The sequence below is a fragment of the Pseudomonas helleri genome (genome assembly GCF_009600315.1).
GTDB classification, from domain to species: Bacteria; Pseudomonadota; Gammaproteobacteria; order Pseudomonadales; family Pseudomonadaceae; genus Aquipseudomonas; species Aquipseudomonas helleri_A.
The window spans coordinates 69,090-92,540 of record NZ_WIWC01000003.1 but is presented as its reverse complement, the minus strand read 5'-3'; the positions used below and the strand labels follow the sequence as shown (position 1 = coordinate 92,540).

Annotated in this window: 23 protein-coding genes; 11 read left to right on the top strand and 12 right to left on the bottom strand. The window is 56.2% G+C overall.

The features are described from left to right. Nucleotides 1-10 precede the first annotated feature (10 nt). Entirely contained in the window at nucleotides 11-916 is a 906-nt protein-coding gene (locus tag GHN86_RS02970; RefSeq protein WP_153377581.1) for an SdiA-regulated domain-containing protein, read from the top strand. Between the two features lie 68 nt (nucleotides 917-984). Here the strand turns inward: GHN86_RS02970 and polA are convergent, their stop codons facing one another. Beyond that, complete coding sequence (gene polA / locus GHN86_RS02965; RefSeq protein ID WP_153377580.1) at nucleotides 985-3,753, bottom strand: DNA polymerase I; 2,769 nt, start codon at nucleotides 3,751-3,753, stop codon at nucleotides 985-987. Nucleotides 3,754-3,827: 74 nt separating this feature from the next. Here polA and GHN86_RS02960 point away from each other — a divergent pair, with 74 nt between their 5' ends. Then, nucleotides 3,828-4,103, top strand: a complete 276-nt coding sequence (locus tag GHN86_RS02960; RefSeq protein ID WP_122783481.1) for a DUF2782 domain-containing protein — start codon at nucleotides 3,828-3,830, stop codon at nucleotides 4,101-4,103. Nucleotides 4,104-4,160: 57 nt separating this feature from the next. Next, the gene (locus tag GHN86_RS02955) at nucleotides 4,161-5,111 is read left to right on the top strand and encodes a homoserine kinase (protein ID WP_153377579.1); all 951 of its coding nucleotides are present in this window, start codon (nucleotides 4,161-4,163) and stop codon (nucleotides 5,109-5,111) included. A gap of 242 nt (nucleotides 5,112-5,353) precedes the next feature. On the opposite strand, the gene znuA is transcribed toward GHN86_RS02955, so the two are convergent. Next, entirely contained in the window at nucleotides 5,354-6,274 is a 921-nt protein-coding gene (gene znuA, locus GHN86_RS02950; protein ID WP_323369154.1) for a zinc ABC transporter substrate-binding protein ZnuA, read from the bottom strand. A gap of 66 nt (nucleotides 6,275-6,340) precedes the next feature. Here znuA and GHN86_RS02945 point away from each other — a divergent pair, with 66 nt between their 5' ends. From GHN86_RS02945 to GHN86_RS02930, 4 genes are read left to right on the top strand one after another with little or no spacing between them, the layout of a single operon-like run. Continuing rightward, nucleotides 6,341-6,823: a Fur family transcriptional regulator gene (locus GHN86_RS02945; protein WP_153377578.1), complete on the top strand. Its 483-nt coding sequence runs from the start codon at nucleotides 6,341-6,343 to the stop codon at nucleotides 6,821-6,823. Beyond that, entirely contained in the window at nucleotides 6,823-7,611 is a 789-nt protein-coding gene (znuC, locus tag GHN86_RS02940; protein ID WP_153377577.1) for a zinc ABC transporter ATP-binding protein ZnuC, read from the top strand. The genes GHN86_RS02945 and znuC overlap by 1 nt, the downstream gene beginning before the upstream one ends. Then, nucleotides 7,604-8,392 (top strand): zinc ABC transporter permease subunit ZnuB, encoded by a 789-nt coding sequence (gene znuB, locus GHN86_RS02935; RefSeq protein ID WP_153377576.1) that lies wholly within the window; start codon nucleotides 7,604-7,606, stop codon nucleotides 8,390-8,392. The genes znuC and znuB overlap by 8 nt, the downstream gene beginning before the upstream one ends. 37 nt (nucleotides 8,393-8,429) lie before the next feature. Next, on the top strand, nucleotides 8,430-9,146 hold the full coding sequence (locus tag GHN86_RS02930) for a PA5502 family lipoprotein (protein ID WP_153377575.1): 717 nt from the start codon (nucleotides 8,430-8,432) through the stop codon (nucleotides 9,144-9,146). A 57-nt stretch (nucleotides 9,147-9,203) separates the two neighbouring features. Here GHN86_RS02930 and katE read toward each other — a convergent pair whose 3' ends face one another. After that, complete coding sequence (gene katE / locus GHN86_RS02925; RefSeq protein WP_153377574.1) at nucleotides 9,204-11,342, bottom strand: catalase HPII; 2,139 nt, start codon at nucleotides 11,340-11,342, stop codon at nucleotides 9,204-9,206. A 252-nt stretch (nucleotides 11,343-11,594) separates the two neighbouring features. On the opposite strand from katE, the gene GHN86_RS02920 reads away from it, so the two are divergent. The 3 genes from GHN86_RS02920 to GHN86_RS02910 all read left to right on the top strand — a co-directional run bounded on the left by GHN86_RS02920 (nucleotide 11,595) and on the right by GHN86_RS02910 (nucleotide 14,132). After that, nucleotides 11,595-12,602 carry a methionine ABC transporter ATP-binding protein gene (locus GHN86_RS02920; protein ID WP_122783474.1) on the top strand — a complete coding sequence of 336 codons (1,008 nt, stop codon included), beginning with the start codon at nucleotides 11,595-11,597 and terminating at the stop codon, nucleotides 12,600-12,602. Then, the gene (locus GHN86_RS02915) at nucleotides 12,602-13,276 is read left to right on the top strand and encodes a methionine ABC transporter permease (protein ID WP_122783473.1); all 675 of its coding nucleotides are present in this window, start codon (nucleotides 12,602-12,604) and stop codon (nucleotides 13,274-13,276) included. Before GHN86_RS02920 ends, GHN86_RS02915 begins: the two co-directional genes overlap by 1 nt. A gap of 82 nt (nucleotides 13,277-13,358) precedes the next feature. Then, nucleotides 13,359-14,132, top strand: coding sequence for a MetQ/NlpA family ABC transporter substrate-binding protein (locus GHN86_RS02910; protein WP_153377572.1), 774 nt, complete (start codon nucleotides 13,359-13,361; stop codon nucleotides 14,130-14,132). Nucleotides 14,133-14,217: 85 nt separating this feature from the next. Here GHN86_RS02910 and GHN86_RS02905 read toward each other — a convergent pair whose 3' ends face one another. From GHN86_RS02905 to coxB, 8 genes are all read right to left on the bottom strand, one after another. After that, nucleotides 14,218-14,853 (bottom strand): SCO family protein, encoded by a 636-nt coding sequence (locus GHN86_RS02905; RefSeq protein ID WP_153377571.1) that lies wholly within the window; start codon nucleotides 14,851-14,853, stop codon nucleotides 14,218-14,220. A 47-nt stretch (nucleotides 14,854-14,900) separates the two neighbouring features. Beyond that, nucleotides 14,901-15,917 carry a COX15/CtaA family protein gene (locus GHN86_RS02900; protein ID WP_153386092.1) on the bottom strand — a complete coding sequence of 339 codons (1,017 nt, stop codon included), beginning with the start codon at nucleotides 15,915-15,917 and terminating at the stop codon, nucleotides 14,901-14,903. A 12-nt stretch (nucleotides 15,918-15,929) separates the two neighbouring features. Next, nucleotides 15,930-16,523, bottom strand: coding sequence for a hypothetical protein (locus tag GHN86_RS02895; RefSeq protein WP_153377569.1), 594 nt, complete (start codon nucleotides 16,521-16,523; stop codon nucleotides 15,930-15,932). Then, entirely contained in the window at nucleotides 16,498-17,235 is a 738-nt protein-coding gene (locus GHN86_RS02890; RefSeq protein ID WP_153386090.1) for an SURF1 family protein, read from the bottom strand. The genes GHN86_RS02895 and GHN86_RS02890 overlap by 26 nt, the downstream gene beginning before the upstream one ends. A 12-nt stretch (nucleotides 17,236-17,247) precedes the next feature. Continuing rightward, the gene (locus tag GHN86_RS02885; protein ID WP_153377567.1) at nucleotides 17,248-18,135 is read right to left on the bottom strand and encodes a cytochrome c oxidase subunit 3; all 888 of its coding nucleotides are present in this window, start codon (nucleotides 18,133-18,135) and stop codon (nucleotides 17,248-17,250) included. 11 nt (nucleotides 18,136-18,146) lie between these two features. Beyond that, nucleotides 18,147-18,671, bottom strand: a complete 525-nt coding sequence (locus tag GHN86_RS02880) for a cytochrome c oxidase assembly protein (protein ID WP_153377566.1) — start codon at nucleotides 18,669-18,671, stop codon at nucleotides 18,147-18,149. A gap of 331 nt (nucleotides 18,672-19,002) precedes the next feature. Then, on the bottom strand, nucleotides 19,003-20,589 hold the full coding sequence (gene ctaD / locus GHN86_RS02875; protein ID WP_153377565.1) for a cytochrome c oxidase subunit I: 1,587 nt from the start codon (nucleotides 20,587-20,589) through the stop codon (nucleotides 19,003-19,005). Nucleotides 20,590-20,635: 46 nt separating this feature from the next. Beyond that, nucleotides 20,636-21,760 (bottom strand): cytochrome c oxidase subunit II, encoded by a 1,125-nt coding sequence (coxB, locus tag GHN86_RS02870; protein WP_153377564.1) that lies wholly within the window; start codon nucleotides 21,758-21,760, stop codon nucleotides 20,636-20,638. 328 nt (nucleotides 21,761-22,088) lie between these two features. On the opposite strand from coxB, the gene GHN86_RS02865 reads away from it, so the two are divergent. Beyond that, on the top strand, nucleotides 22,089-22,724 hold the full coding sequence (locus GHN86_RS02865) for a hypothetical protein (RefSeq protein ID WP_153377563.1): 636 nt from the start codon (nucleotides 22,089-22,091) through the stop codon (nucleotides 22,722-22,724). Between the two features lie 9 nt (nucleotides 22,725-22,733). On the opposite strand, the gene GHN86_RS02860 is transcribed toward GHN86_RS02865, so the two are convergent. Continuing rightward, nucleotides 22,734-23,447 carry a carbonic anhydrase gene (locus tag GHN86_RS02860; protein WP_153377562.1) on the bottom strand — a complete coding sequence of 238 codons (714 nt, stop codon included), beginning with the start codon at nucleotides 23,445-23,447 and terminating at the stop codon, nucleotides 22,734-22,736. Nucleotides 23,448-23,451 lie beyond the last annotated feature (4 nt).

The window sequence follows — 23,451 nt, the reverse complement described above, 5'->3', positions numbered from 1 at the left end:
GTTCGACCCCATGCGCCGTACAAGTCCTCTGGTTCTCTGTGTAATGCTGGTGGCCTTTTTGGCTATTGGCTTTGTCGCGCAACACTTTCGTCTGTTCGAGCGTACGTGGTTTCAGATCAGCCTGCTGTGGCAGCCCTCTGATCCTTCGGCGATCAATCTGGGTGACTACCGCGCCGTCTTGCAAGGCAAGACGATTGACGGGCTTGAAGACGATGTCTCCGCTTTAACTTACGACCCGCTACGCAAAAGCCTGTTTACAGTCACCAACAAGAAAAGTGAACTGGTGGAGTTGTCTCTTGACGGCCGGATTTTGCGCCGTATCGCGTTGGTCGGTTTTGGCGATGCCGAGGCTGTGGAGTTCATTGGTCCCAACACCTATGTGATTACTGACGAGCGTCAACAACGGCTGATCAAGGTAACCATTGACGACGACACACACGAGCTTGATGCCGCTCAAGCTGAACAATTGACGCTGGGGATCAACCAGTCGGGGAATAAAGGCTTTGAGGGGTTGGCGTATGACTCGGCGGGCAAGCGCTTATTTGTGGCCAAAGAACGCGACCCGATGCTGATATATGAAGTGCGTGGCTTCCCCCATGACAACCCCCAACAACCCTATGCGACCCATGTGGTGAGCAATCCACGACGGGATGCGCGATTGTTTGTGCGGGATTTGTCGAGTTTGCAATTCGATGAACGCAGCGGCCATTTATTGGCGCTATCTGATGAGTCCAAGTTGTTACTTGAACTGGATCTGGACGGGCGGCCGATTAGCACGCTGTCGCTGAAAAAAGGCAGGCATGGTCTGGAGAAATCAGTGCCTCAAGCAGAAGGCATCGCGATGGACGACGAGGGGACGGTTTATGTCGTGAGTGAGCCGAATCTGTTTTACGTATTCAAAAAGCCCAAAAAATAGAGGGTTGATACTCTGCTGCCGATCGAGCGGCAGCAAAGTGTCAACAAAGCGCGCAAACCCTTTTCGGCTTAGTGCGCCTCATCCCAGTTATTGCCCACGCCCACTTCAACCACCAACGGCACATCCAGCGTTGCCGCTTCGCTCATGTGGCTACGCACTTGCTCGCGTACCTGATCTACCAGGTCTTCGCGCACTTCCAGTACCAATTCATCGTGCACTTGCAAGATGACGCGGGCATCAGTGCCCGAGGCCGTCAGCCAGTTATCCACAGACACCATGGCTTTCTTGATGATGTCGGCCGCAGTGCCCTGCATCGGGGCGTTGATTGCGGTGCGTTCCGCGCCTTTGCGCAACGCCGGGTTTTTTGCGTTGATATCCGGCAGGTACAGGCGACGACCAAAGATGGTCTCGACATAACCCTGCTCGGCGGCTTGGGTGCGCGTGCGCTCCATGTAATCCAGCACACCGGGATAGCGTGCGAAATAACGGTCGATATAGGCTTGTGACTGTTTACGGTCGACGCCAATCTGCTTGGCCAAGCCAAACGCGCTCATGCCGTAGATCAAACCAAAGTTAATGGCCTTGGCTTTGCGGCGCTGATCGGTGGTGACATCGTTGAGTTCAACCCCGAAAACTTCTGCGGCCGTGGCGCTGTGAACGTCCAGGTTATTACGGAAGGCGTTTAGTAAACCGGCATCCTTGGCTAAATGCGCCATGATCCGCAGTTCGATTTGCGAGTAGTCCGCCGCCAGCAATTTGTAACCTTTAGGGGCTATGAATGCCTGACGAATCCGGCGGCCTTCGGCCGTACGGATTGGAATGTTCTGCAAGTTTGGATCGCTGGAGGACAAGCGACCGGTCGCTGTGACTGCCTGATGGTAAGACGTGTGAATCCGGCCTGTGCGCGGATTAATCTGCTCTGGCAATCTATCGGTGTAGGTACTTTTCAGCTTGCTCATCGAACGGTACTGCATCAGCACCTTGGGCAACGGGTAGTCCTGTTCGGCCAGTTCGGCCAACACCGCTTCGGCGGTAGACGGTTGCCCCTTGGCGGTCTTGCTGAGGATTGGCAAACCCAGCTTTTCGTACAGGATCACGCCCAATTGCTTGGGTGAGCTGAGGTTGAATTCTTCGCCAGCAATGGCGAAAGCCTCACGTTCCAGTGCGATCATCTTATCGCCCAGCTCAACGCTCTGAACGCCCAGCAGGTTGGCATCCACCAGCGCCCCCTGACGCTCGATACGCGCCAGCACGGGCACCAACGGCATTTCGATATCGGTCAGAACCGTGTTAAGGCTTGGGATGGCCGCCAGCTTTTCGTGCAGTACGTTGTGCAAGCGCAAAGTTACATCGGCATCTTCAGCCGCGTATGGGCCTGCCTGTTCCAGTGAAATCTGGTCAAAAGTCAGTTGTTTGGCACCTTTACCGGCAATGTCCTGAAAGCTGGTGGTGCCATGACCCAGGTATTTGAGCGCCAGGCTGTCCATGTCGTGACGCGTGGCTGTCGAGTCGAGTACGTAGGACTCGAGCATGGTATCGAAGGCAACGCCCTGCACCTTAATGCCGCATGCCTGATCACCGCCAATGGCACAGTTGGCCAGAATATTGATGTCGAACTTGGCGTGCTGACCGACCTTGGCTTTGTTCGGATCTTCCAGAATGGGTTTAAGCGCGCGCAATACGGTGTCGCGATCCAGTTGCTCCGGCACACCCATATAAGAATGGGTCAACGGGATGTAGGCGGCTTCACCCGGCTTCACCGCAAAAGACAGGCCGACCAATTGCGCTTGCTGAGCATCCAACCCGGTCGTCTCGGTATCAAAGGCAATCAGTTTGGCGTCATTGAGTTTTTTGAGCCATACCTCAAACTGCGCCTGATCGAGGATAGTTTCGTACTGCGACTCAGCCTCAGCCGGTACCTCAGGTGCTTCATGAACGATTACCTGACCGGCACGCTTGGCCTCACGCTCGACTTCGGCGATCCAGCTTTTGAATTCCAGTTCGGTGTACAACTCGATCAGTTTTTCGCAGTCGGGTTCTTTGAGGTGTAAGTCTTCCAGGCCGATATCCAATGGCACATCGATTTTGATCGTCGCCAGTTGATACGACAGAAAGGCCATCTCACGGTGTTCTTCGAGCTTGGCCGGCAGGTTTTTAGCGCCGCGGATCGGCAAGGTCGGCACGATGTCGAGTTTTTCGTACAGGTCCACCAGACCGCCACCGACGCCTACCAACAAGCCTGACGCGGTCTTGGGGCCAATGCCCGGGACGCCCGGAATGTTATCTGACGAGTCACCCATCAAGGCGAGGTAATCAATGATTTGCTCAGGTGAGACGCCAAACTTCTCTTTAACGCCTTCAACGTCCATCGTGCTGCCGGTCATGGTGTTGACCAGTGTGATGTGACCATCGACCAGTTGCGCCATGTCCTTGTCGCCGGTCGAGATCACCACCGGGCGGTCAGCGGCCGCGCTGCTGCGGGCGAGCGTACCGATGACGTCATCGGCCTCAACGCCTTCAACGCACAACAACGGGAAGCCCAGCGCGATCACGCTGGCGTGCAAAGGCTCGATCTGAACCCGCATGTCATCAGGCATGCTTGGGCGATTGGCTTTATATTCGGCGTACATGTCATCGCGAAATGTCCCGCCCTTGGCATCGAACACCACGGCAAACGGGCTGTCCGGATACTGTTTGCGCAGGCTTTTGAGCATGTTCAACACGCCCTTCACGGCACCCGTCGGCATACCCTTGGAGGTAGTCAGCGGCGGCAGCGCGTGGAAAGCGCGGTAGAGATATGAAGAACCGTCCACCAGGACGAGGGGTGCTTGGCTCATGAGCAGGATCAACCTTTTCGGCGAGTCCGGCGCTAGAATGTCCGGACCAATGACGACAAAGGGACAAGGTTATCATGCGTACACTTAATCGACTGTTGCTGACCGGTTTGTTTGCACTCACTCCGCTGTTAACCTTTGCAGCCGATGATCCAGAAGTCACGATTCGCACGGAAGGCGATAAAACCATTCAGGAATACCGTCAAAACGGTTTCCTATATGCCATCAAGGTCACCCCAAAAGGAGCACCGCCGTACTTTTTAGTGCGTGCTGATGGTACTGATGCCAATTTCATCCGTTCCGACCAGCCGGATATGCTGATTCCTTCGTGGAAAATCTTCGAATGGAAGTAGCGTCTTAACTTTAATTGGCGCCGCCTTTATGCGGCGCCCGTACTGGCAATCTAAATCATGTCTGTATTCACGCCACTGACTCGCCCTGAGTTGGAAACCTTCCTTGCGCCTTACAATCTCGGCCGCCTGCTCGATTTTCAGGGGATTGCCGCGGGTAGCGAAAACACCAACTATTTCATCAGCCTTGAGCAGGGTGAATATGTGCTGACACTGGTGGAGCGCGGGCCAGTCAAAGAGATGCCGTTCTTCATTGAGCTGCTGGATGTGCTGCATGACGCTGACTTGCCAGTGCCTTTCGCTTTGCGCACTGTTGACGGTCAGGCCTTGCGCGAGCTCAAAGGCAAGCCGGCATTGCTGCAACCGCGTCTGGCGGGCAAACACATTCGTGACGCCAATGCGCAGCATTGCGCGCAGGTGGGTGAGTTGCTGGGGCACTTGCATCTGGCCACACGCGACAATGTGCTGGAGCGTAAAACCGATCGCGGTCTTGACTGGATGCTGGCCGAAGGCCCGGCGTTGAAAGCCGATCTGGAGCCTGCGGCCGCCGAGCTGCTACAAAAGGCGCTGGATGAAATTACCGCGCGTAAAGAACAGATCATGGCCCTGCCCCGAGCCAACCTGCATGGCGATCTGTTTCGCGATAACGCGATGTTTGAAGGGACGCATCTCACCGGCCTCATCGACTTTTACAACGCTTGTTCCGGGCCGATGCTGTACGACGTGGCGATTGCCCTGAACGACTGGTGTGCAGATGAGCAAGGCCAGATCGATGCGCCACGCGCTCGTGCCCTGCTGGGCGCCTATGCGGCACTGCGACCGTTCACTGCCAGTGAAGCCGAACTGTGGCCAACCATGCTGCGCGTGGCCTGCGTTCGGTTTTGGCTGTCACGCCTGATCGCCGCGCATACGTTTGCCGGTCAGGATGTGCTGATCCATGATCCGCGAGAGTTTGAAACCCGCTTGGCAGCGCATCAGGCAGTCAAGATTCAACTGCCGTTTGCGCTGTAACCCGCAATACCCGTATTCGCTGACGAGGAGCGAAGGCTGCGACACTAGTCCTGTAGCAGCTGACGAGCTCCGCGAGGCTGCGATCGGCGGCAAAGCCGTCGTAAAGCCCTTCAATCCGGTGCATCAGGCACACCCTCATTGCCGGGTTTGAGCTTTTGCGACGATTAGATCGCCGAACGTAGCCTCGCACTACTCGTCAACTGCTGCGGCCTCAACAAGGCAGGCTGAATCCCTGTCGCTGATTACAAGCTTTCCAGGCAGCCAGCCAAGTCGTTGCCCAGTTTTTCCAGCAATTGCTCATAACCCTGTGCGGTGGCCTCGGTGTAGCCACCCAAGGCATCCAGCTCCGCCAACTTCACCGGCAGGCCGGCAGTCAGGGTTTCAGCCAGGCGCGGGCGCAATGGCGGGTCACTGAACACGCAGGTCTTGCCCGCTTCCTGCAATCGCTTGCGCATGGCTGCTACGTGCTGGGCTCCCGGCTGTACTTCTGACGCCACGCTAAACGTGCCTGCATGCTGAAGGCCATAGGTGCTTTCGAAGTAGTCGTAGCCTTCATGGAAGACAAAGAACGGTTTGTCGGCTATCCCGGCTAAACGGGTTCTAAGGCGTGCATCCAGCGCATCCAGACGCTGATTGAAGGCCTTGAGATTGCTTTGATATTTAGCTGCGTTGGCGGGATCTTGCTGGCTCAGATCGGCAGCCATCTTGGCCGCGATCACTCGGGCGTTGTCGGGTGCCAGCCACAGGTGCGCATCCAGTGTGCCCGGACGATGATCATGATCATGTTCGGCGGCATCTTCTGCGTGTGAATGGCTATCTTCGGCAAAGTGACGCAGCTTGAGCTCTGGCAGGGTTTGCACCGACACCGATGGTTTAGTGCGCGTTTTGATCACGCGCGGCAGGAACCCTTCCATGTCCGGGCCGATCCAGTAAAGTAAATCGGCATCTTGGACGCGCCGTACGTCGGATGGACGCAAAGCGTAGTTATGCGGCGACGCATTAGGCGGCAGCAGCACTTCTGGCTGACCTACACCCTCCTGTACCGCTGCGGCAATCAGCTGCAACGGCTTGATGCTGGTGAGCACGGTCACCTCGGCCTGAGCCGGGCCAACCACCAGTAAACTGGCGGACAAAGCAATAAATATCGCAAAAAGACGGGGCACGATGATCACTCAGAGTGGTTTAAACAGGTAACATAATAACGTCTCTCTCGGAAATCGTCGCCGCCCATGCCTATTACCCCTCTTGCCAGTCGTCCCCATGATCACTCTCACTGTGTGCACAGCGCCTTGTCTGAAGCGGATGCGTTGTGTGCTCAAAAAGGGTTGCGCCTGACCGCTTTGCGTCGTCGGGTGCTGGAATTGGTCTGGCAAAGCCACAAGCCGTTGGGTGCCTACGATATTTTGGCCGTGTTGAGCGAGCAGGATGGTCGGCGCGCAGCGCCCCCGACCGTTTATAGGGCCCTGGATTTCCTGCTGGAAAACGGCCTGGTGCACCGCATTGCTTCGCTTAACGCCTTTATGGGGTGCAGTCATCCCGAGCACGCGCATCAGGGGCAATTCCTGATTTGTCGTCAGTGTCATGCCGCCATTGAGCTTGAGCAAAAATCCATCAGCGACGCAATCATCCACAGTGCACGAGAGGTCGGCTTTACTGTCGAAACCCAAACCGTTGAAGTGGTGGGGTTGTGTTCGGGTTGTCGGGAGGCCTGATGAGCGCTGCATTGATTCATCTGCAACAGGTGTGTGTGACCTTCGCCGGGCAAAACGTACTCGATAATATTGAGTTAAGCGTTGAGCCGGGGCAGATCGTGACGTTGATCGGCCCAAATGGCGCAGGCAAAACCACCTTGGTCAAAGCCGTATTGGGTTTGCTGAAACCGACCAGTGGTAGCGTATGGCGCAAGCCCAAGCTGCGTGTGGGGTATATGCCGCAAAAACTGCATGTCGACCCGACGCTGCCTTTGTCAGTGCTGCGCTTTTTGCGTTTGGTGCCGGGGGTTGATCGGGCCCAAGCGTTGGCTGCGCTGAAAGAAGTCGGCGCCGAAAAGGTCATCGACAGCCCGGTGCAAAGTGTCTCCGGTGGCGAAATGCAGCGCGTGTTGCTGGCGCGTGCATTGCTGCGCAAACCTGAACTGTTGGTGCTCGACGAACCCGTTCAAGGGGTGGATGTGGCGGGTCAGGCCGAGTTGTACAGCCTGATTACCCGCCTTCGCGATCGTCATGGCTGCGGCGTGCTGATGGTGTCTCACGATTTGCATCTGGTGATGAGCACCACTGATCAGGTGGTATGCCTTAATCGCCATGTGTGCTGTTCGGGTCATCCTGAGCAAGTCAGTAATGACCCGGCATTCGTCGAACTGTTCGGTAAAAACGCGCCAAGCCTGGCGATTTATCACCACCACCACGACCATGCCCATGATTTGCATGGCTCGGTGGTCAGCGAAGACGCTGCTGCGGCGTCCGCTCACGTTCATGGAGAAGGCTGCAAGCATGGCTGATTTTCTGTTGTACGCCCTGCTGGCAGGCTTGGCTTTGGCGATCGTTGCGGGGCCCTTGGGCTCATTTGTGGTGTGGCGACGAATGGCTTATTTCGGCGACACACTGTCCCACGCAGCATTGCTCGGCGTGGCGATGGGCTTTTTGCTGGATGTAAGCCCGACCATCGCTGTTACCGTTGGCTGTCTTTTGTTGGCCGTGATATTAGTCACCCTGCAACAGCGCCAGCCTTTGGCTTCTGACACGTTGCTCGGAATTCTCGCACCCAGCACCTTGTCCCTCGGGCTGGTCGTACTAAGCTTCATGCACGAAGTCCGGATCGATCTGATGGCGTACTTGTTTGGCGATCTTTTGGCCATCAGCCCTAATGATTTGATGTGGATCATCGGCGGCAGTGCGGTGGTTCTGGCATTGTTGGTGGCGCTGTGGCGGCCATTGCTGGCCATTACCGTGCATGAAGAGTTGGCGACGGTTGAAGGCCTGCCGGTCGCGGCCCTTCGCCTGACGCTGATGCTGTTGATCGCGATTGTGATTGCGGTGGCCATGAAGATCGTTGGCGTGTTGCTGATTACTTCGCTGCTGATCATCCCGGCGGCGGCGGCTCAACGACACGCCCGCTCCCCGGAGCAGATGGCTCTGGGGGCGAGTATGCTGGGGATGATGGCGGTGTGTGGTGGTCTTGCGCTGTCATGGTTCAAGGACACACCTGCCGGGCCATCGATTGTGGTGTGTGCCGCTGCACTGTTTTTGCTGAGTTTTGTTCTGCCCCGTCGAGGGGTGTAGACTTGCCCGTTTTTTGCGCACTTAGAGAGCCGCAGGAATGAAGCTGTTTAACTCCCGTTATTTGCTCCTGGCCGCATTTTCCTTGCTGCTGGGGGCCTGCCAAAGCACACCGACTGCCGACCAGCTCGCGCAGCAACAGCGTGCTGCGGCTATCGCACAGCTGGAGCAAAACCTGACCAGCAATGAACTCGCAACCGCTGAAGACGAATTGGCCGCCTTGCAGGCTCAAACTCCTGACGATCCGCAGCTGGTGCAGTATCAACGTCAATTGGCTGAGGCTTACCTGCAGCGCAGTCAGATCTTTCTGCAAAAAGGCGATGTCAACGCCGCAGCGACAGCGCTTAGCCGTGCCCGCACGTTAATGCCCAAGGCACCTGCGTTAACCAGTGGCGTCAACAGCGCCATTGCCCATGCTCGCAAGGCTGAGCTGGATAAGGCCGAAGCGGCGCTCAAAGCAGCCGAAGCGCGGCCACCGGCCAAGGTGCTTGACCCTGCCGCTGAAAGCACAACCGTGGCGCTGAACATCGCTGATATGAAGAAACTTCGCCATCAACTGGACTTGATCGCGCAAGATGTTGTCAATTATCAGTGTGGCGTTACATTGCAGGTGCCACGCACGGCTGACTATCCGTGGCTGGCCACTTTGATCAGCAAGCGAGTCAAAAAGCTCAACCCCGACTTTGACCTGAAACTGAACCGCCAGATCATTCGCCATGTGCCAGCGCAAATGGTGTTGGTTCCCAGCAAGCCGTAACATGACGCCAACCAAAAAACCCGTAGCTGTGTCATAGGCTACGGGTTTTTTTGTTTCTTAGGCTGGAATGGCCTTGGCCTTTGGCTCTCGCGCCCACACGCGGTGCTGTGCAATGGCGGCGAAGAAGGCTTTCAGATCCTTGGCATCCGTGATTGCCAATAACCCCTCATCTGCCTGCAAATGCAGCACATCCAGCAATTGTTTGGCGTCGCCGTGCAAGGCGATCGCTTTCAGGTGCTTGTAGGCCTCAAGCAGGTAATGCAGCGCAACACCATCGCCACTCAATGCTTTGATTGACGCCGCGCCACCCGGCACGAATACCGCATCAAAAACCACCGAAGGCATCCCTTCCATGGATGCGTCCACCGGCAGCAATTTGCCGTCAGCGGTTTTAACGGGTGCCGAGGTAGGGCCAAGCAGTTTGGCATGAGCGCCTTCGGCTTTCAGGGCCTGTTTCAACGTTTCGATAGCCTGACCGTCCACCCCGTTGGCTGCCAGAATCGCCACTTTGCGGGTTTTGATATCGCCCGGCAGCAGGTTGGCTTGACTCAACGCTGGCGACTCGGTCACAGAGACCTTGCGCGCAGTGACTGTGCCGGCTTTAGGGGCCGGTAAGCCCAGGTTCTCGGCAACACGCTTGGCCAGCTCAAGGTCGATATTGGCCAAGATCTCGTTCACTTGTCGTGCGCGAATGTGTTCGCGTTCGACCTTGCCCAGTTCAAAGCTATAGGCCGCGATGATGTGTTCTTGCTCGTGCTTGCTCATGCTGTGGAAAAACAGCCGGGCTTGAGAGAAGTGATCGCTGAACGAGTCGCTGCGCTGACGAATCTTGTTGGCATCGATGCGTTCCGGGTAGCTTTCAAACCCCCCGTCCTTGGCGGCGGGTGGTGTTTCTTTCGGCCAGCCGCCATCGATGGAATTAGGCTCGTAGGACGCACGGCCCTTATGGATCGTGCTGCGATGCTGGGCATCACGCTGGTTATTGTGAAAAGGCGCAACAGGCCGGTTGATCGGGATTTCGTGGAAGTTAGGCCCACCTAGGCGGCTGATCTGCGTGTCGGTATACGAGAAAAGACGGCCTTGCAGCAGCGGATCATTGGAGAAGTCGATACCCGGCACGATATGCCCTGGGCAAAACGCGACTTGCTCGGTTTCTGCGAAGAAATTGTCAGGGTTGCGATTCAGCACCATCTTGCCCAGCGGAGTGATGGGTACCAGTTCTTCGGGGATCAACTTGGTCGGATCAAGAATGTCGAAGTCGAATTTATGCTCGTCTTCCTCCGAGATGATCTGAACGCCGAATTCCCATTCAGGATAGTCGCCTGTTTCAATCGATTCCCACAGATCTCGGCGGTGGTAATCGGTATCTTTGCCTGCCAGTTTTTGTGCTTCGTCCCACACCAATGAGCAGGTGCCGGCACTTGGACGCCAATGGAATTTGACGAAGTTCGACTTGCCCTCAGCATTGATCAGCCGAAAGGTGTGGACGCCGAAACCCTGCATGCTGCGTAGGCTTTTAGGAATGGCGCGGTCAGACATGGCCCAAATCACCATGTGCGCCGACTCGGGCACCAGCGATACAAAGTCCCAGAAGGTATCGTGGGCAGAGCCTCCGGTGGGGATTTCGTTATGGGGCTCTGGTTTGACCGCGTGTACGAAGTCGGGAAACTTAATCGCATCCTGAATGAAAAATACCGGCATATTGTTGCCGACCAGATCGAAGTTGCCTTCGTCGGTGAAAAATTTGACCGCGAATCCACGTACATCTCGCACCGTATCGCCGGAGCCCCGAGGGCCTTGTACGGTTGAGAAGCGTACGAAAACGGGCGTTTTTTTGCCCGGGTCTTGCAGGAATCCGGCTTTGGTCAGCGCGCTGTGGGATTTATAGGTCTCAAAGTAGCCATGTGCACCCGTGCCTCGGGCATGCACGATGCGTTCTGGAATACGCTCGTGGTCAAAATGCGTGATTTTTTCACGCATGATGAAATCTTCGAGCAGCGACGGGCCGCGAGCACCGACTTTCAGGGTGTTCTGATTGTCGGCAATCTTCACTCCCTGATTGGTGCGCAACGCTTGGTCCGTTGCATCGTCACGAAAGGTTTCGAGACTGTCCAGTTTGACGTTGGTGTTGCTACGGTCCAGGGTGTCGGTCCCGGCCATTTGGCTCTTGCCGGAAGACGGTTTTTTGCTGCTCATCAGACATAACTCCTTGTTGGTGAAAGCCCCACGGTTTGGGCCTTACATACAATTTCCCGAGGCGGGATACGAGTTGCTCAACTAGTGACTGATGGCGGCTGGCGTCGTTCCTTTTTTCTGACCTTTAGTCGTCTTATTGCCAAATCAAAGGTTCGAGCGCAAATAAATGCTAAGAACCTCTATACGGACAGGCTAAAATGCGCGCCCGGCTAACCGCTGACTTCTATTTTCGCGCCCCACAAGGTTCGCTACGTGATTGAGTTCCATAACGTTCATAAAACTTACCGGGTCGCCGGTAAGGACATTCCCGCGCTGCACTCCACGACGTTGCGTGTCGAGAGCGGCCAGGTGTTTGGCCTGATTGGCCACTCCGGTGCGGGTAAAAGTACCCTGCTGCGTCTGATAAACCGCCTCGAAACGCCGAGCGGCGGGCAAATCATTGTCGACAACGAAGACGTGACGGCGATGGATGCCAACGGCCTGCGGCGTTTTCGCCAGCAAGTGGGCATGATCTTTCAGCACTTCAACCTGCTGGCGTCCAAGACTGTGGCGGATAACGTCGCGATGCCACTGATGCTGGCCGGTGAATTGTCCCGCAGCGCCATTGATGCGCGCGTGGCTGAGTTGCTGGCGCGGGTGGGTTTGTCCGACCATGCCAAAAAATACCCGGCGCAGCTGTCAGGCGGCCAAAAACAGCGCGTGGGTATTGCCCGTGCATTGGCCACCAAGCCCAAGGTGTTGCTGTGCGACGAGGCCACCAGTGCCCTCGACCCGCAAACCACGGCCTCTGTGTTGCAACTGTTGGCCGAGATCAATCGCGAACTGAAGTTGACCATTGTGCTGATCACCCACGAGATGGATGTGATCCGTCGTGTGTGCGATGAAGTGGCGGTGATGGACGCGGGCGTGATCGTTGAGCAAGGCCCTGTGTCGCAAGTGTTCTTGCACCCCACCCACCCGACGACCAAGCGATTTGTGCAGGAAGATGAGCAAATCGACGAAAGTGAGCAGCGCGACGATTTTGCCCATGTACCGGGTCGCATCGTACGCCTTACTTTCCAGGGCGAAGCCACCTACGCACCGCTGCTGGGTACGATTGCTCGTGAAACAGGCGTGGATTACAGCATTCTGGCTGGCCGCATCGACCGCATCAAAGACACCCCTTATGGGCAACTGACCCTCGCCATCACCGGTGGCGACATGGAGGCCGCATTTGCGCGCTTCACAGCGGCTGACGTTCATATGGAGGTGCTGCGCTAATGGAATCCCTATTGAGTTTTTTCGCCAATATTGACTGGCTGGAAATCTGGTTGGCCACGGGCGATACCTTGATGATGCTCGGCGGCTCGTTGCTGTTCACCATCCTGCTCGGTCTTCCGCTGGGTGTGCTGCTGTTTCTGTGCAGCCCGCGCCAACTGTTCGAACAAAAGGCCGTGTATTCGGTGCTGTCGCTGGTGGTGAACATTCTGCGATCGTTGCCGTTCATCATCTTGCTGATTGTGATGATCCCGCTGACGGTATTGATTACCGGCACCTCGCTGGGCGTTGCTGGCGCCATTCCACCCTTGGTAGTGGGTGCGACGCCTTTCTTCGCCCGTCTGGTCGAGACGGCGCTGCGTGAAGTGGACCGCGGCATCATTGAAGCCACGCAGGCCATGGGCGCGAGCACGCGTCAGATTATTACCAGTGCTTTGTTGCCTGAAGCGCGTCCCGGCATTTATGCGGCAATCACCGTGACGGCCATTACCTTGGTGGGTTACACCGCGATGGCGGGCGTGGTCGGTGCAGGTGGTTTGGGTGATCTGGCCATCCGTTTCGGCTATCAACGCTTCCAGACGGACGTCATGATTGTCACGGTCGTGCTGTTGCTGATTCTGGTGCAGATTCTGCAAACAGTGGGCGATCGACTGGTGGTGCACTTTTCGCGCAAATAAGCGCGACCCCTCGTTAATAAACGTAACCGCCAGCTCCGTGCTGGCAGGCGCCTGAAATCAGGTGTTCATAAGGAGTTGCTGAATGAAGAAGTTAATTGCTGCTGTGGCCGCTGTTGCGGCGTTTTCAGTTCATGCCGCTGACACGCTGACGGTGGCCGCCTCGCCGGTGCCTCACGCTGAAATTCTGGAGTTCGTGAAACCCGCGTTGGCCAAAGAAGGCGTGGACCTTAAGGTCAAGGTTTTCACCGACTACATTCAGCCCAACGTACAAGTGGCCGAAAAGCGCCTGGACGCTAACTTCTTCCAGCACCAGCCGTACCTGACCGAGTTCAACAAAGCCAAGGGCACAAACCTGATCAGCGTTGCAGCCGTTCACCTTGAGCCGCTGGGTGCTTACTCCAGCAAATACAAGAAGCTGGACGAACTGCCAAACGGCGCCACGGTTGTGATCCCGAACGACGCCACCAACGGCGGTCGTGCCTTGTTGTTGCTGGACAAAGCCGGCCTGATCAAGCTCAAGGACTCGACCAATATTCTGTCCACGGTCAAAGACATCAATGAAAACACTAAAGGCCTGAAATTCCGCGAGCTGGAAGCGGCCACCATCCCACGCGTACTGACTCAAGTTGATCTGGCGCTGATCAACACCAACTACGCGCTGGAAGCCAAGTTGAACCCGGAAAAAGACGCACTGGTCATCGAAGGCAGCGACTCGCCGTACGTGAACATTCTGGTGGCTCGCCCGGACGATAAAGATTCGGACGCCATGAAAAAACTGGCTGCTGCGCTGCACAGCCCGGAAGTGAAAGCGTTCATCAATGAGAAGTACAAAGGCGCCATCGTTCCGGCGTTCTAAGCCTAACTTTGTAGTCGCTGCCGCAGGCTGCGAGAAGAGCCGCTGCGGATCCATTGCAGCCTGCGGTAGCGACTACAGCCTCCCTTTATTTTCGCTTCACCAACTCCGGTAATTGGGCGACCATTTTCTGGGTGTTGAGCGGAGCGCGAATAAACCCTCGCTGTGTGCCGTCCGGCCCTATTAGCGCCAAATTGCCGCTGTGATCAACGGTGTAACCGGGTTTGCGGGTGTCTGCCGGGATAAACGGAATGCTCAGCGCATTCGCCACGGTTTGCAGTTCTTCAATAGACCCCGGCGTCAGGCCCACAAATTGCGGATCGAAATAGCCCAGGTATTGCTTGAGCTGCTGGGGTGTATCGCGGTTCGGGTCGACGCTGACCAGCACAATCTGCACTTTGTCCCGCACGGCCTCAGGCAGTTCACTTTTGATCTGGCGCAGCTGTGCAAGCGTGGTCGGACAGATGTCCGGGCAGAAGGTATAGCCAAAAAACAGCAGGCTCCATTTGTCTTTCAGCTCGTTTATCGCCACCGGCTGACCGTCCTGATTAGTCATCTCTATAGCCGGCAAATGACGGCTTTGCGGCAGCAAAATGATTCCGGCATCAATCAATGACGTGTTGTCGCCTTGCTGTTGATTCGACATCATTTTGTTAAACGTCAGGCCCATGACCAATGCCACCAACGCGACGAGGATATAGACAGTTTTCTGCGTTTTAGTCATAAGGTTCAACACTGGGTAGTCATCAATTAAGCGCAACGGTACAACACCTACGCCCATTGCAGAAAGTGTCCGCCCCTGACTCGGACCAAAGCCGTGCGTGCGTGGTAGTTGACCAGCACCAGTGTGAGCAACAAGGCGGCTCCACCTGCGTTGTGTGCCACCGCCAAGGCCAAAGGCAGGCCGAACAGTACATTGCTCAACCCCAGGCTTATTTGGGCGGCCAGCACCAGCAGCACGAGACCTGCCAGTTTAGGCATGCCGACTCTGCGCAGTTGCCAGGCCAACCCTACCAATACCAGCGTCAGCAGCACCGCCCCGAGTCGGTGAGCGAGGTGAATGGCAGTGCGTGCTTCGCTGTCCAGTTGGCCGCCCAGATAATTGGGGCCGATGTGTTGGGTCAAATGAAAGCCATTGGTGAAATCGGCGGCCGGCCACCACTGTCCATGACATGTTGGGAGATCGACACAAGCCACGGCGGCATAGTTGGAACTGACCCAGCCACCCAGCGCAATTTGCATGATGACCAGCACCAGTCCCGCCGTGGCCCAGCGCTGCAAGCGTCGTGGTATGGCCAGAGCTGGCAGCGACCCGGACAAACGCAGGGTCAGCAAAAACAGCAGGCTCAGGGTCGCAAAGCCTCCCATCAAATGCGCAGTGACCACCTGCGGCCACAATTTCAGGGTCACGGTCCACATGCCAAAGGCTGCTTGAATGATCACCACCAGCAAAATAAACAACGGCAGTTTGAGCGGCTGATCGGGCAGTTTTCGCTGCTTCCAGGCCGGTGCTGTCAATAACAGGATCAAGCATCCGAGGGTGCCGGCAAAATAGCGATGGACCATCTCGCTCCACCCTTTTGCCGCCTCAACCGGCGTCTCGGGAAAGTGCAGTTCGGCATGGGCCAATTGCGCGTCTGTGCTGGGCACGCTGATAAATCCGTAACAGCCCGGCCAATCCGGACAACCCAAGCCTGAATGGGTCAGTCGGGTGTAGGCCCCGAGCAACACGACCATCAGGGCCAGTAAAGTGGCCAAGAGGGCAAGGCGAAATCCGGCTTTGGCCATGACATGGCCTCCCTATCCGATATTGGACAGCTTGAGCAGGTGGCGCAGGTCAGTGAGCACGTCTTTTCCTTTGACCTGCGGGTCGTAGCGCAACACCAGGTTGCCGTGCGGATCAACGATCCACAGTTGCGCTGCGCCATTGCCTTCTGCGCCCTGTGTATAAGTCGGCACGTTCAGGGTGTAGCGCTGTAGTTGCGGGTATTCACGTTGCAACCGGGTGGCATAGGCCGTGTCTACCGGCTGCCCCACCGCCAGCGCGTGGGTCGCTCGTGAGGCATCGCGGCCCAAGCCAATTTGAAGCTGGCGGGCCAAATAGACTAACTGCTGACAATCTCCGTCACACCCGTTCGGGGCGGTCACCAGCAACTGCCAACGCTGTTCATCGCTGCTGACGCCCAACGCTGCGCGGCCTTGCCCGTTGCCAATCATTTCGCCGTGATAGTTGCGGCTTTCAGGTACCCAGAATTTGAGCGTGTACATGCTCGTGGCCAGCGCCATCGGGCCAAGGGTGAGCAGCAGAATCAGGAGCAGTTGCAAACGTCCGCGCCGCCGTATGGCCGGATCGGGCGAGCGAGGGGTATCAGAGCGATTGATGACGCTTGCCATGAGCTTTCTCCTGCGCGTGATACCAACCGAAATACCCATAAAGTCCCAGCAACGCCAGCGCCATCGCGAACCATTGCACGGCATAGGCGGTGTGTTTTTCCGGGCCCATGCCTGTGGATAACAAAGGCCAGTCGGCTAGATAAGCGGCGGCACCCGGCGCGATACGCACTTCATCGGCAAAGCCTTCGCGGCCCAGTTCGGCCCAGAGTGCAGCGGGCGCTACCGCCGTGATGAGACGCGGCCAAGGTGCGGCCAACGGATCAGCCTGTAACTGGAACACCGCACCTGGCGATTCATACACCCAGCCCAGAACATCCAGAATATTTTGCGGCGTGCTAAATACGGGAGGCGTTCGGCGATTGGGCCACGGCAGCCAGCCGCGATTGAGCAGTACCCACTGACCACTGGCTTGATCCTGAAACGGTTGCAGCAGCTCGACACCGGGCTGCCCGTCGCGAATCCGGTTGTCCAACAACAGGCTGTGCTCGGCGTCGAGATGCCCGCGTAGCTGCACACGTCGAAACACCGGTTCAGCGGTGGCTATTAGTTGATTCACTGTCAGCGGTGCGGCCTGCTGGCGTTCGGCATAGCGGGTTAACAGCACGCGTTTTTGCTCCGCCCGGCTTAGCTGCCAAAAGCCCAGTGACACCAACACAGGCAGCAACGCCATAACCACCAGCGTTGGCATTATTCCGGGGCGAGAACGCGACATGGGCACCCCGACTCACAGCACATAAACGAACAGAAACAAGCCGAGCCACACCACGTCTACAAAATGCCAATACCAAGTCGCCGCCTGAAACCCGAACTGGTGCTCGGCATTGAAATGCCCGCGGGCGATGCGAATCAGCATCACCAGTAAAATCAGGGCACCGATGGTGACGTGAGCACCGTGAAAGCCGGTGAGCATGAAGAAGGTGGCGCCATAAACACCGGAGCCCAGCGTCAGCCCCAGTTCTTTGTAAGCATGTAGATATTCCTCAGCCTGGAACCCCAAAAAGCCGATACCCAGCAACACTGTCACGCCGAGCCAGAATTTCAGCTTTTCGCGATGACCTTTGTTCAGGGCGTGATGCGCCAGCGTGAGGGTGATACTGGAAGTGACCAGCAATACGGTATTGAGTAACGGCAGTCCCCACGGGCTGATCGTGCCTTTAGGCGGGGGATAAAGCGCAGGGTCTGGGGTATGCAGCAGCGGCCAGGTGAATTGAAAATCTGGCCAGAGGATATGCGCCACCCCTTTGCTGCCCTCGCCCCCCAGCCAAGGGCCGGAAAAATGCCGCACATAAAACAGCGCGCCGAAGAACGCCACAAAGAACATCACTTCGGAAAAGATAAACCAGGTCATGCCCCATCGAAACGAGCGATCCAGCTGCGCGCTGTAAAGTCCGGCGCGGCTCTCTTTAACCACCGCGCCAAACCAGCCAAACAACATGAAGGCCACCATCAGGCCGCCGATAAAAAACAGCAATGGACCGTGGGACTCTGGTCGGGCCGCCTTCAGGTCATTAAACCAGGTCGCCAGGCCATACACCGTTACCAACAACCCCAGCGTGGCGATGATGGGCCACTTGCTTTGGGGCGGCACGTAGTAGTGATCGTGACTTGCCATGGCGCGTTCTCCTATCGGGCAGCGGTGATATCAAACAGCGTGTAAGCCAGCGTCAGGTGTTTCACTTCCTTGGGCATGTTGCGGTCGACAATAAAACGCACGGGCATTTCGATCCGCTCGCCCGGTTGCAGTGTTTGCTGGGTAAAGCAGAAGCATTCGGTCTTGTGAAAATATTGGGCGGCTTCAGCAGGCGAGATGCTGGGCACCGCCTGAGCTTTCATCGGCTGGTCGGAGGGGTTGAAGGCGACAAAGATCATCTCGTTGACCGCGCCGGGGTTGGTTACTAATTGATCGTTCTTGGGGTAGAACTCCCACACCATGTTGAGATTATTGGTGGTTAAAAATTGCACCCGCACCTGACGACTTGGATCAACTGTTTGCTCACCTTCATATTGGCCAGCGGTTTTGCCATTAATGCCGAAGGCCCGGCACATCACGTCGTAGATGGGCACCAATGCAAAGCCAAAAGCAAACATCACCACCACCATGAGTGACAGACGTAAAACCAGGCGTTTGATCGGCGTTGACGTGTTCATGGTCTTCTCCAAAAGCCCCTCACCCCAACCCTCTCCCAGAGGGAGAGGGAGCTTGAACTGTGGCGCTGCGCAAATCCGCTTTGCTTTCAATCACCTCTCGTAGGGAGAGAGGCTTGATCTGTGGCGGTGCGCAAATCTGCCTTGCTTTCAGTCCCCTCTCCCGGAGGGAGAGGGAGCTTGATCTGTGACGCTGCGCAAATCTGCCTTGCTTTCAGTCCTCTCTCCCGGAGGGAGAGGGAGCTTGATCTGTGACATTGCGCGAATCTGCTTTGCTTTTAGTCCCCTCTCCCTCCGGGAGAGGGCTAGGGTGAGGGGCTTTTAAGCCAAGCGCTCAATCAATCCGGGGTGGTGTTGTAAAGGTGTGATAAGGCGCGGGCGACGGCACGCTCCACTCCAGGCCTTCAGCGCCGTCCCAAGGCTTGGCGGGCGCTTTTGGGCCTCCGCGAATGCATTTGATGACGATAAACAGGAATAACAGCTGCGTCGCGCCAAACATAAATCCACCAATCGACGACACCATATTGAAGTCGGCAAATTGCAGGTTGTAGTCCGGAACCCTGCGCGGCATACCCGCCAGTCCAACAAAATGCATCGGGAAGAAGGTCAGGTTCATGCCCACAAACGACAGCCAGAAATGCAGCTTGCCCAAGGTTTCGTCATACATGTGGCCCGTCCATTTCGGCAGCCAGTAGTAGGTTGAGGCGAAGATTCCGAAGATGGCGCCGGGTACCAGTACGTAGTGGAAATGCGCCACCACGAAGTAGGTGTCGTGGTACTGAAAATCGGCAGGAGCGATGGCCAGCATCAACCCGGAAAAACCGCCAATGGTGAATAAAATCACAAAGGCCACCGCGAACAGCATCGGTGTTTCGAACGTCAGCGAGCCTTGCCACATGGTGCTGACCCAGTTGAACACCTTGACCCCGGTGGGCACCGCGATCAGCAGGGTGGCGTACATAAAGAACAGCTCACCCACGAGTGGTATGCCCACCACAAACATATGGTGAGCCCAAACGATAAACGACAGAAAGGCAATGCTCGCCGTGGCATAGACCATCGAGGTGTAACCGAACAGCGGTTTGCGCGAGAAGGTTGGAATGATCGCGCTAATGGCCCCGAACGCCGGCAGGATCATGATGTACACCTCGGGATGACCAAAAAACCAGAACACATGCTGGAACAACACCGGGTCACCGCCACCCGCGGCACTGAAGAAGCTGGTGCCGAAGTGAATGTCCATCAACATCATGGTCACTACGCCAGCCAGCACAGGCATCACGGCAATCAGCAAGAAGGCGGTGATCAGCCATGTCCAGACGAACAGCGGCATTTTCATCAGCGTCATGCCGGGGGCGCGCAGGTTGAGGATGGTCGCAATGACGTTGATCGCGCCCATGATTGAACTAATACCCATCAAATGGATTGCAAAAATAAAGTAAGTCACGCTTTCGGGTGCGTAAGTGGTGGATAAAGGCGCATAGAACGTCCAGCCAAAGTTCGGCCCGCCTCCGGCCATGAAGAGCGTCGAAATCAGCATTAAAAAAGCCGCTGGCAGCAGCCAAAAGCTGAAGTTGTTCATCCTTGGCAGGGCCATGTCGGGTGCGCCGATCATCAACGGGATCATCCAGTTTGCCAGCCCGACAAACGCCGGCATCACGGCGCCAAACACCATGATCAGACCGTGCATGGTGGTCATCTGATTGAAGAAGGCCGGTTCGACAATCTGTAAACCTGGCTGGAACAGTTCGGCACGAATCACCATGGCAAATGAACCACCCAGCAAAAACATGCAGAAGCTAAACCACAGGTACAACGTGCCGATGTCTTTGTGATTGGTGGTCAGAACCCAGCGCATAAGGCCTTTTGCCGGGCCGTGGGCGTGGTCAACCGCTGTGTGATCGTCGATAGCCGCACTCATGTCCTGACTCCTGCAAAGGGCCATTGGGTATTGCGCGCCCGTATGTTCATTTGCCTTGCGCCTGTTTGAGTGCCAACACATCTTTTGGGGTCACCATGTCGCCTTTATTGTTGCCCCAGGCGTTGCGTTCATACGTCACCACCGCGGCAATATCGACTTCCGAGAGTTGCTTGCCGAAAGCGGCCATCGCAGTGCCCGGCTTGCCAAAGTACACGCGGTGCAGGTGGTCTTCTTTAGGGCCAATGGCAATAGGTGAGCCTTTGAGTGCGGGGAACATGGGCGGCAGGCCCTGACCTTCAGCCTGATGACAGGCCGTGCAGGCGGTGTGATAAACCTTGTCACCTCGGGCCATCAGTTCCTCAAGGGTCCACTCTTTGCTGGTCAGTTCCTTGAGCTGCGCAGCCTGGGCTTTACGCTCAGCAAGCCAGGCGTCGTAGTCCGGACGGGCTTTGACGTCCACTACGATGGGCATAAAGCCGTGATCCTTGCCGCATAATTCGGCACACTGACCGCGATAGAGGCCGGGCTTTTCGACGCGGGTCCAGGCTTCATTGATAAATCCCGGAATGGCATCACGTTTAACTGCAAACGCCGGCACCCACCACGAGTGGATCACGTCGGCAGAGGTCACCAGAAAGCGAATTTTGGCGCCAGTGGGCAGCACTAGCGGCTCATCGACCTCAAGCAGGTAATGCTCGCTTTTTGGGGCTTGATTGTGAATTTGATCGGCAGGGGTGGCCAGATTGCTGAAGAACTCGACATCCTGCCCCAAGTATTTGTAATGCCACTTCCATTGGTAACCGGTGATCTGGATGTCGATATCCGAATCACTGTTGTCGTAAATGTCGATCAGGGTTTTGGTTGCCGGGATGGCCATCACGATCAGAATGATCAGGGGCACGACGGTCCAGAGAATTTCGACCTTGGTGCTTTCATGAAGCGTCGCCGCTTCCTGACCGGTGGAGCGTCTGTGAACAATCATTGACCACAACATGGCACCAAACACAATGATGCCGATGATCACGCAGATCCAGAAGATGGTCATGTGCAAATCGAATACGGCGTGGCTGACCTCGGTCGCGCCCGGGGACATGTTCACCGTCCAGGCCGCGTGTGCCGGGTTGAAAACTGACCACAACAACAGCCCCATCCATAGGTGTGGATGTCGCATCGCGGTGTTCCCCTTGGCTTTTCTTGTTAGTACGCCGGTCTATGCCTGGGTGCCAGCTATGTGTACAAGGGGGCGGTTTCGGCGCCTGGCCTCGTCTGCTCGGGCAGTCGGGCATCATCGAAAATCGGTTTCTAGGATCGAGTATAGACAGCGACATAAACCCTGCACGCAGGAGGGTTAAATCTGTCAAATACGGTCCCATCGACAAATGGCACTCACTGCCGCGTCATAAAATGAATAACAATAACGTCCCTGAAAAACCCCCTTTGCGTTTTAAGGGCTACTTTTAAAGTTCTTCCCTGTCTAGCGTCCCTCCCCTGGAGTTCCCATGAACACCGCCGCCATCCGTGCGCAGATCTTGTGTGCCCAAACACATGAGGCAACAACGGGCCTGCTCGCCCAGCATTTGGCCACGCAATTGCCGCAGCTTCATACCGCGATTGAACTGCCTGATTTTGATAAAAATGAAGTCATGACGCGTTTTGTCAGCGCCTACATCGAACAGGTGCCCGACTTGCTTGATGCTGCCAATGATGTGGCGAAAAAGGCCGGTATCGAATCGCAAATCACCCCGGTATTGCGAATCGCCGAGCATTATTTCACTGATGCCCAAGAGTTACTTAAGGGGCACGAAGGGCTTGAGGCTTTGCTGGACGAAGCGTATCTGGCACATCGGCTCGTCGAAGAGGTCAATGACGTCTATATCAAGCATTTTGGTCAGCCTTTGATACCGCTGGACACGACCGTGGCCAATATCATTGCCCATCAACTGATCGGCGAAGCGTTTGCCAATCAGCTGGACGAAGCCGTACACCACGCGGTCGATGAAATGCTCGACGACGAAAATTTTGCACTTGAAACGGTCGAAGCCTACCGCAAAAAACTCGTCAGCCCGGACACCGGCACGGCATGGAGCCAATGGCCGTGCATGTCCAAGCAACTAGGTGTTGGGCTGACGTTTTGACCGGTTGCGTCAGAACCGTGCTTTAGGCGTTGCACTTGGGATCGGACTGGTGCCATCCAGCGGCAGGAAGGCCCCTTTGTCGGCATCGTATGCTTTGATCTCGCTGGTTTCGATGTCGTATACCCAGCCGTGAATGAACAACTGCCCGTTGGCCATGCGTGAGGCCACCGACGGGTGTGTACGCAAATGCTGCAACTGGGCAATCACGTTCTCTTCGGTCAAAACGTGCATGCTTTCGGCTTCATTGGCGCAATTGCAGTTCTCTTGCACCATGGTTTTAGCCACTTCTACGTGATGTAACCAGGCTTTAACCGTGGGCATCTTTTTCAGGCTGGCGGGGTTTAATACCGCACGCATGGCGCCGCAATCGGAATGCCCGCAAATGATGATGTGCTGCACGCCAAGCGCCAGTACTGCGTACTCAATGGCGGTGGAAACACCGCCGTTCATCTGACCGTAGGGCGGTACGACATTACCGACGTTGCGAGTGACAAACAGATCACCGGGCGCGCTTTGAGTGATCAGTTCGGGGACGATCCGTGAATCGGCACAGGCAATAAACATTGCCCGCGGGCTTTGCGCAGTGGCGAGTTTCTTGAAGAAGGCTTCCTGCTCGGGAAAGATCTCGTGATGAAAATGCAAAAAGCCATCAACGATATGGTGCAGTGCTGAATCGGCACTTTCAGCCGTGTCCGAAGGCTGCGTTTTAGGCTTGTCAGTCATCGTA